This is a genomic window from Bradyrhizobium sp. R2.2-H (genome assembly GCF_004346455.1).
GTDB classification, from domain to species: domain Bacteria; phylum Pseudomonadota; class Alphaproteobacteria; order Rhizobiales; family Xanthobacteraceae; genus Bradyrhizobium; species Bradyrhizobium diversitatis.
Genome location: NZ_SMBR01000025.1, coordinates 60,929 through 68,348, shown reverse-complemented (window position 1 = coordinate 68,348; position 7,420 = coordinate 60,929). Strand labels below are relative to the sequence as shown.

The following is a 7,420-nucleotide window of genomic DNA, read 5'->3' as shown; positions in this document are numbered from 1 at the left end:
CGATAGAGAACTGTCACCCATCCATCCGGTCTACTGTGTTACCTATCTATCCGGTCTGGACATCGCGCCACCTTCTCCCACAAGGGGAGAAGGAACGCTCGAGCCGAGGGACCTGACCTCATCGACCCGTGATTACTTCTGCTGCTGCGGCAGGAAGGTCGGGCCGACCGAGCGGATCGGCCTGTTCTCTGAACTCGACGCAGGCGCGCCTGTATCCGCGGGCGGTGCCGCAGCCGGCGCATTCGCCGTCGTCGGCGCGGGAGCTGCGCCCTTCTTCGCGTTCGCAGGCGTGCCCCTGTTGAGCCGCTGCTGCTGCATCTTCCTGGCGCTCTCTTCGGTGACGATGATGTCGCCCTGCTGCTCGGCCGCGGCCTTGTCGTCGGCCGATTTCAGCGCATCCGCCCAGGTCTGGCCCGCCGCCTTGCAGGAGCAGGACGGGTTGAACTCGCTGCGGAATTTGAAGGCGGTCGGCAGCGCGGTGTAGGGCTGGCCGCCGATGGAGACCGCCGAGTTCATGTCCTCACCGGGATTGCGATGGGTGTAGAGCACGGCTTCGGCAGCCGGGCACAGCGCCTTGCAGGTCTTCTCGTCGTCGGGGAAGCGCGCCGGCACCGTCGCAAACGAGATCGGGAAATAGGCGCCGTCGCAGGTGCGCACGCACACGGTGCGGTAGGTGCCGGATTGCGGCCCGAGATCGGAGGGCGGCATGGCTTGCGGATTGTTCGGGTTGTTGCCGCCGCCGAACAGGTTGGTCAGGAAGTTGCCGCCGCCTTGCGACTGCGCGGCATTGGCATATTGCGGGCCGCAATTGTTCTGCGCCAGCGCCATCAGTACCGAGCGGCGCTGGTTGTCGTGCTCCGGGCTGGAGCCGCCGGGACCGCCGCCGCGCAGCCGCTCGAGATTGACGGTGATCTGGTCCAGATTGGCGCGCATCTGCTGGATCTGGGTGTTGACCGGGCCGCATTGCGCCGACTGGCCGTTGAACAGCGAGAAGAAGCCGGAGGAATCGCAGCCCATGCGCTTGGCCTGCATGGTGACGCGGTCGAGCTCGGCCTGCTGGCGGGTCTGGGAATCCTGATAGCGGCGGATCTGCTCCTCGCGCGCGGGATCACCGCCGCCACCACGATCGAGCGCGACGAGCTGGCCTTCCAGCCGCACGCACATCGGGTTCGGTCCCAACCCGTTCTGGCCGGGCTGAGGCGGCGGCCCGGGCGGTCCGGCCTGCGCGAAAGCGCCGGTGGCGAGCACGACCGCGCTCAGGAGCACGGCGCAGGCAAGGGAGAAGCGGGCACGGGGCAGGGACAACAATTCAGGCATATCCGCCATTCTAGCGAGGTCACGGCCCTATGTGACGTTCCAAGTGACTTTGGGGGGCCGAAGCGCGCCCTCCAATAGCCGCTTCCCGCGGCATCGTCACGTCGTTTCAAGGGCCAATGATTGGGCCTAAGGTCCGCCAGCTCCGAGCGAATTCAGCGCTGGCAGGTGATTGCGACATATTCGTCGCAACGGCCTTGGGAGCAGTTTGCGCCGGTTTTGGGGACAGAGCCGGTAATTTCGTCGGGATCGACCCGGCGATAGCTTGATGCCTTTGCAAAATCTCGTGACTGGCAATAGGTGCGCGCGGCGGAGGCGCCGCATGTCTCGCCCCTGGCCAGGCACTGGCCATCTGCCTGATTGGCGATGATGAAGACGCGGGTCTCGGCGAACGCGCTGGATGCCGCAAGGATGGAGGCGCTGAAAATGAGCGCGCGTGCAGATCGCATGAAAATACCGGGGCAAAAAGAAGGAACCGCCGGTTCCAGAATGGCCTCAAATGGTTAGGGGATCGTGAACCATCAGGGCGAGCCGCGCCCTTTGCCGAGATAAAACGGCGTTTTCGCGGCTCTCTTGACGTGGGGCCGCCTCATAGCCCATATGTCGCCCCATGAACGGTCTCCTCGCCATCTGCGCCATTTGCCGCGAGATTACGAGCTAGCGATTCGCTGGCTGGAGCCGTCTTTTCTCAAATGCATTGAGAGCCTTGGACGCCCGGCCGAGAGGGATGGGTTGCCATGGAATTGCGTCTTTACGATACGCTGAGCCGGGAAAAGCGGACCTTTGTGCCGCTCGATGCGAGCAACGTCCGCATGTATGTCTGCGGACCGACCGTCTATGACTTCGCCCATATTGGCAATGCGCGGCCGGTGATCGTGTTCGACGTGCTGTTTCGGCTGCTGCGCCATCTCTATGGCGAGACGCATGTCAAATATGTCCGCAACATCACCGACGTCGACGACAAGATCAACGACCGCGCCGCGCGGGATTTTCCCGGCCTGCCGCTGAACGAGGCGATCCGCAAGGTGACGGAGGAGACGGGCCGGCAGTTTCATGCCGATGTCGATGCACTTGGCGCATTGCGGCCGAGCGTCGAGCCGCGTGCGACCGAGCATATCGCCGAGATGCGCGAGATCATCGAACGGCTGGTCAAGGGCGGCTTTGCGTATGTCGCAGAGGATCACGTGCTGTTCTCCCCGCAGGCGATGAACGCGGCCAATGACGGGCTGCCGCGCTACGGCGGCCTGTCGAAGCGTTCGTTGGACGAAATGATTGCCGGTGCACGCGTCGATGTGGCGCCCTACAAACGGGATGCGAGTGATTTCGTATTGTGGAAGCCGTCGAAACTTGGCGAACCCTCGTGGCCGTCGCCGGCCGGCATCAAGACGCCGGGACGGCCCGGGTGGCACATCGAGTGCTCCGCCATGGCCTGGAAGCATCTGGGCAATCACTTCGATATCCACGGCGGCGGCGTTGATCTCGTATTTCCTCATCACGAAAATGAGGTTGCCCAGTCGTGCTGCGCGTTCCATCAGCCGCGCATGGCGAACTATTGGCTTCACAACGAGTTTCTCGAGGTGGAAGGCGAGAAGATGTCCAAGTCCTTGGGCAACTTCTTCACCATCAATGAGCTACTCTACTCTAATAGGTTCGGTGGCAGAACGTGGTCCGGAGAAGCGCTCCGCCTAGCAATGCTGAAAACCCATTATAGGCAGCCGATTGACTGGACAGTAAAGAGTTTGCTTGAGGCCGAACAGATGCTTGCCGACTGGCGGCGCTCTATCGCTAATGTGCCGATATCGAGGGAGCCCGTAAAGCCGACCCGACAATTGGAAGAAGCTCTATTTGACGATCTTAATATTTCTTACGTTCTTGCTGAATTGCATGAACGATCAAGGTTCGCTCACGACAGCAAGTGGGTCCGCGAGAACCTTTACAATAACCTCGTATTCTTAGGGCTGCTACCTGATCACTTCAGAGAGGCGCAACGAATTGCTCAGAGTGTGATTGAGGAGGTCGGACTTTCGAAGGATGTTGACGCTCGGACAGTGTATGCATATCGCCCTCAGATCGAGCAGAGCCTTCAACGGCTATCGGTGACTCTGCCCTCTTCAGCCAATACAACGTCTACGATCGCCACCGCGTATCGCATCGTGAATGCCGGGCCCATTCCATACTCATTTGTAGATGAATGGAAGAAGTATCATCAGGGCTATTTATCGGAAGCAGATAGGCAGAAGATTGCTGCAGCGATTAAGATTGGTGATCTAAATGGATTGATTGAACAGCGTCTTGCCGCGCGTACTCGCAAAGATTTCAAAGAATCCGACCGCATTCGTGATCTGCTCGCCGCCATGGGCGTTGCGATCAAGGACTCCAAGGAAGGAACGACGTGGGAGGTCGCGCGATGAAGCGGCCCGACACGCCTTTTCCGCGGCACTGGCTCTATTACATCGCGCTGAAGATCGCGCTGCTCGCCGGCGCCGTGGCGCTGGTGCTCAAGCTCTATGGAATGTGGTGAAGACGATGGGACAGAGTTTGCCAAAGCCCGCCCTGCGGCCCTTCCTGCCTGACGACGTGCCGGTGCTCGCGGCGATCTTCGCGGCCAGCATCGAGGAACTGACCGGCGACGATTATAGCGAGGTGCAGCAGGAAGCCTGGATGGCGGCGGCCGAGGACGAGGAGTTCGGCAAGCGGCTTGCGGCCGACCTGACGCTGATTGCGACGCTCGAGGGCTCGCCGGTCGGCTTCGCCTCGCTGCGCGGCAACGATCACATCCGCATGCTCTATGTCCATCCGGCAGTGGTCGGGCAGGGTATCGCGACCATGCTGGTGGACGCGCTGGAGAAGCTCGCCGGCAGCCGCGGCGCGACGAGCCTCTCGGTCGATGCCAGCGACAACGCACAGGGCTTCTTCGCCAAGCGCGGCTACACCGCCCAGCAGCGCAACAGCGTCACCATCAACGACGAATGGCTCGCCAACACCACGATGAAGAAGACGCTCGGAGCGGTGCAATGAGCAAGGAGCTTGTTCACCAAGCGCGAGCCTCTCTCCGCTCCCTCCCCCCTTGTGGGGGAGGGTTGGGGAGGGGGGTAGCCCCGCGCTCAGACCGCCCGTGTGGCACCCCCCTCCCGGCGTCACTGCGTGACGCCGACCTCCCCCACAAGGGGAGAGGTAACAAGAACGGACGCTCGCGATGAACTCGGCAAAGAAGGAGCGCCTCTATCTGTTCGACACCACGCTGCGCGACGGCGCGCAGACCAACGGCGTCGATTTCACGCTGGCCGACAAGCAGGTCATCGCGGCGATGCTCGACGATCTCGGCATTGATTATGTCGAGGGCGGCTATCCCGGCGCCAATCCGCTGGACAGCGAATTCTTCGCGACCAAGCCGAAGCTCAATCATGCGCGGTTCACAGCTTTCGGCATGACGCGCCGCGCCGGGCGCTCGGTCTCGAACGATCCCGGCGTGGCCGGGCTGCTGGAGGCGAAGGCGGATGCGATCTGCTTCGTGGCAAAAGCCTCGGCCTATCAGGTGCGCGTCGCGCTGGAGACGACGAAGGAGGAGAACCTCGCCTCGATCCGCGACAGCGTCGCTGTCGCGAAGGCCGCCGGCCGCGAGGTGATGCTCGACTGCGAACACTTCTTCGACGGCTACAAGGAAGACCCGAGCTTCGCGCTGGCCTGCGCCAAGGCGGCTTATGAGGCCGGCGCGCGCTGGGTGGTGCTGTGCGACACCAACGGCGGCACCATGCCTGATGAGGTCGAGGCCATCGTCACCGAGGTGACGAAGCACATTCCCGGCGATCACGTCGGCATCCACGCCCATAACGACACCGAGCAGGCCGTGGCCAATTCGCTCGCGGCAGTGCGCGCCGGCGCGCGGCAGATCCAGGGCACGCTGAACGGGCTCGGCGAGCGCTGCGGCAATGCCAATCTCTGCTCGCTGATCCCGACGCTGAAATTGAAGACGGGTTTTGCCGACGCCTTCGAGATCGGCGTCACCACGGAGAAGCTCGCGACGCTCGTCAAGGTCTCGCGCACGCTGGACGACATGCTCAACCGCGTGCCGAACCGGCATGCTCCTTACGTCGGCGAGAGCGCCTTCGTCACCAAGACCGGCATCCATGCCTCCGCCGTGCTGAAGGATCCGCAGACTTACGAGCACGTGTTGCCGGAGCTGGTCGGCAACCACCGCAAGGTGCTGGTGTCCGATCAGGCCGGCCGCTCCAATGTCATCGCCGAGCTTGATCGCGCCGGCATCCCTTACGAGAAGAGCGATCCGAAACTGACGCGCCTCGTCGAGGAGTTGAAGGCGCGCGAGGCGGCGGGCTACGCCTACGAGTCCGCCAATGCTTCGTTCGAGCTCCTGGCGCGCCGCACGCTCGGCAAGGTGCCGCATTATTTCGAGGTCGAGCAGTTCGACGTCAATGTCGAGCAGCGCTACAACGCACTGGGGGAGCGCGTCACGGTGGCGCTCGCGGTGGTCAAGGTCGACGTCGCCGGCGAGCACCTGATCTCGGCCGCCGAGGGCAACGGTCCCGTCAATGCGCTCGACGTCGCCCTGCGCAAGGACCTCGGCAAGTACCAGAAATACATCGAGGGCCTGACGCTGATCGACTATCGCGTCCGTATCCTCAACGGCGGCACCGGTGCGGTCACGCGCGTCCTGATCGAGAGCGAGGACGAGAACGGCGACCGCTGGGCCACGGTCGGCGTCTCCCCGAACATCATCGACGCCTCCTTCCAGGCGTTGATGGATTCGGTGATCTACAAGCTCGTGAAATCGGGTGCGCCGGCGTAAGAAAGATGTAGCCCGGATGAGCGAAGCGATATCCGGGACGGAATATGCCGCACCGATAGACTTTCCCGGATGTCGCTTCGCTCATCCGGGCTACGAGCTCGCAATGACGGAGGAGGAGGGAGCACGGCCATGATCGACCACGCCTCCGTCGGCGTCAGCGATCTCGATCGCGCCGCAAAGTTCTACGAAGCGCCGCTCGCAGCTCTCGGTCTCGCGCGCCTCGTCACGCGGCCGCGGACGGTTGGGTTCGGTAAGGCCTATCCGGAGCTCTGGATCAATCTGCGCGAGGGCATGCCGCGTGTTGCGCCGGAGAGCGGCGTGCACATCTGCCTGCGGGCGAAAACCACGGCCGAGGTCGATGCGTTTCACGCCGCGGCCTTGTCCGCCGGCGGCGCCTCCGACGGTGCGCCGGGCCTCCGCCCGCACGATCGCGTGCGCTATTACGCGGCCTTCGTCACCGATCCCGACGGCAACCGGATCGAGGCGGTGACGTTCCCTGCGGGCTAAAGCTTGCGCGCCACGTCGGGTGCGAGATCGCGCTGGTCGTCGGGGATCTGCGCAGCCGCGGCGCGCAGCCGCGGGATGATCTCCTCGACCTTGTCCGCCTTCAGGATATCGACAGTGAGGCCCGTGCGGATGAACTCGGTCTGCCGCATGTGGGCCACCAGGGAGAACAGCGGCTCCCAGAAACCATCGACATTGGCGAGCAGCACGGGCTTGGCGTGACGGCCGAGTTGCTGCCAGGTCAGCTGCTCCACCAGCTCCTCCAGCGTGCCGAGCCCGCCGGGCAGGGCCACGAAGGCGTCGGAGCGCTCGAACATCAGCCGCTTGCGCTCGTGCATGTCTGGCGTGACGACCATCTCCTGCACGCGCGTCAGCGCGTTCTCGCGCATCCGGAGGAAGTCGGGAATGATGCCGGTGACCATGCCGCCGTGATCCAGCACGGAGGTTGCGACCGCCCCCATCAGGCCGAGCGAGCCGCCGCCATAAACGAGGCGGATCTTGCTTTCCGCCAGCGCTCTGCCAAGCGCCTTCGCCGCTTCAATGAAGTTGGGATTTGTTCCAGGGCCGGAGCCGCAATAGACACAGACGGTTTTGATCGTGCTCATTGGTGCCATGATGCATTGCAGCGAACAGGCGTCAAGCCCAATCGGTGATTCGATACTCCCGGAAATCTACCGGTAAATGACGATAAACAATCAAAGATTCGCCATCTGGCGGGGTGCGCGGGCATCGGGAAGGCTCTATATGACGGACGAAAATCGTTAATCGCAGTTGCGCCCGCATCCGGCGGGCTTTCAG

General features: G+C 63.1%; 6 protein-coding genes and 2 pseudogenes. 5 read left to right on the top strand and 3 right to left on the bottom strand.

Features of this window, described 5'->3' with window-relative positions; all coding sequences use genetic code 11:
- Window positions 1-132: 132 nt before the first annotated feature.
- Together EDE08_RS37060 and EDE08_RS39330 are read right to left on the bottom strand one after the other, a co-directional pair.
- A complete protein-coding gene (locus EDE08_RS37060; RefSeq protein WP_131874569.1) occupies window positions 133-1,326 on the bottom strand; it encodes a DUF2865 domain-containing protein in 1,194 nt (397 codons plus the stop codon).
- Window positions 1,327-1,469: 143 nt separating this feature from the next.
- Entirely contained in the window at window positions 1,470-1,763 is a 294-nt protein-coding gene (locus EDE08_RS39330; RefSeq protein WP_131874568.1) for a hypothetical protein, read from the bottom strand.
- A 288-nt stretch (window positions 1,764-2,051) separates the two neighbouring features.
- Here EDE08_RS39330 and cysS point away from each other — a divergent pair.
- The 5 genes and pseudogenes from cysS to EDE08_RS37035 all read left to right on the top strand — a co-directional run.
- Window positions 2,052-3,212 (top strand): annotated as a pseudogene (gene cysS / locus EDE08_RS37050) (cysteine--tRNA ligase); the annotation flags it as partial.
- A gap of 312 nt (window positions 3,213-3,524) precedes the next feature.
- Window positions 3,525-3,725 (top strand): annotated as a pseudogene (locus tag EDE08_RS39765) (CysS/YqeB C-terminal domain-containing protein); the annotation flags it as partial.
- A gap of 115 nt (window positions 3,726-3,840) precedes the next feature.
- The gene (locus EDE08_RS37045) at window positions 3,841-4,332 is read left to right on the top strand and encodes a GNAT family N-acetyltransferase (protein WP_165936394.1); all 492 of its coding nucleotides are present in this window, start codon (window positions 3,841-3,843) and stop codon (window positions 4,330-4,332) included.
- A gap of 178 nt (window positions 4,333-4,510) precedes the next feature.
- Window positions 4,511-6,118, top strand: coding sequence for a citramalate synthase (gene cimA, locus EDE08_RS37040; protein WP_131874565.1), 1,608 nt, complete (start codon window positions 4,511-4,513; stop codon window positions 6,116-6,118).
- A 129-nt stretch (window positions 6,119-6,247) separates the two neighbouring features.
- Window positions 6,248-6,625 carry a VOC family protein gene (locus tag EDE08_RS37035; RefSeq protein WP_131874564.1) on the top strand — a complete coding sequence of 126 codons (378 nt, stop codon included), beginning with the start codon at window positions 6,248-6,250 and terminating at the stop codon, window positions 6,623-6,625.
- Here the strand turns inward: EDE08_RS37035 and EDE08_RS37030 are convergent.
- On the bottom strand, window positions 6,622-7,227 hold the full coding sequence (locus EDE08_RS37030; RefSeq protein WP_165936395.1) for an LOG family protein: 606 nt from the start codon (window positions 7,225-7,227) through the stop codon (window positions 6,622-6,624). The genes EDE08_RS37035 and EDE08_RS37030 overlap by 4 nt on opposite strands.
- Window positions 7,228-7,420 lie beyond the last annotated feature (193 nt).